This window comes from Actinosynnema sp. NPDC023794, from assembly GCF_040639675.1.
GTDB classification, from domain to species: Bacteria; Actinomycetota; Actinomycetes; order Mycobacteriales; family Pseudonocardiaceae; genus Actinosynnema; species Actinosynnema luteola.
The window spans coordinates 1-1134 of the sequence record NZ_JBFAFR010000103.1 but is presented as its reverse complement, the minus strand read 5'-3'; the positions used below and the strand labels follow the sequence as shown (position 1 = coordinate 1134).

The following is a 1134-nucleotide window of genomic DNA, read 5'->3' as shown; positions in this document are numbered from 1 at the left end:
CTAGTGTCCTGAGTCGTTGATTCGTTGTAGGTTGTGCTGATGGCTCGTCGTGGACCTGCGTTACCCGAGTTGGTGCTGACCGATCTGGAGCGTCAGACGCTGGAGGGATGGGTGCGCCGTCGGTCGACGGCGCAGGCGTTGGCGATGCGGTCTCGGATCGTGTTGGCGTGCGCCGAGGGTGTGTCCAACATGGACGTGGTGCGGCGGTTGGGTGTGTCGCCGCCGACGGTGAACAAGTGGCGGCGCAGGTTCGTCGAGCACCGCCTGGACGGGCTGTCCGACGAGCCTCGGCCCGGCGCCACGCGGAAGATCACCGATGCCCAGGTCGAGCGCGTCGTGGTGACGACACTCGAACAGGCGCCGCCGAACAACGACTCGCACTGGTCGACCCGGTCGATGGCGCGGGCGACCGGTATGTCGCAGTCGGCGATCTCCCGGATCTGGCGGGCCTTCGAACTCAAGCCGCACGTGGTACAGACCTGGAAGCTGTCCACCGACCCGCTGTTCATCGACAAGGTCCGCGACGTCGTCGGCCTCTACCTCGACCCGCCCGCGAAGGCTCTTGTCCTGTGCGTGGACGAGAAATCCGGGATGCAGGCATTGGACCGCACCGCTCCCACGCTGCCGATCATGCCCACCACCCCGGCACGCCGGACCCACGACTACGTCCGTCACGGCACCACAAGCCTGTTCGCCGCGCTCGACGTCGCCACCGGCAAAGTGATCGGCCGGCACCAGCGTCGGCATCGTCACCAGGAGTTCCTGCGGTTCCTCAAGACGATCGACGCCAACACCCCTCCGGAACTGGATCTGCACCTGGTCTGTGACAACTACGCCACGCACAAGACCCCGGAGATCAAGACCTGGCTGGTCCGCCACCCCCGGTTCCACCTGCACTTCACCCCGACCGGGTCGTCATGGCTCAATCTCGTGGAGCGCTGGTTCGCGGAGCTGACCAACCGCAAACTCCGCCGCTCAGCCCACCGCGGCGTCGCCGAACTCGAAGCCGACGTCGAGCAGTGGATCGACGCCTGGAACGACGACCCGAAGCCCTTCGTCTGGACCAAGACCGCCGACGAGATCCTCGACAACCTCGCCCGATACTGTCAACGAATCAACGACTCAGGACACTAG

General features: G+C 65.6%; 1 protein-coding gene. It reads left to right on the top strand.

Annotation, left to right across the window (positions count from 1 at the left end):
* Positions 1–39: 39 nt before the first annotated feature.
* A complete protein-coding gene (locus AB0H12_RS45190) occupies positions 40–1134 on the top strand; it encodes an IS630 family transposase (RefSeq protein WP_499632973.1) in 1095 nt (364 codons plus the stop codon).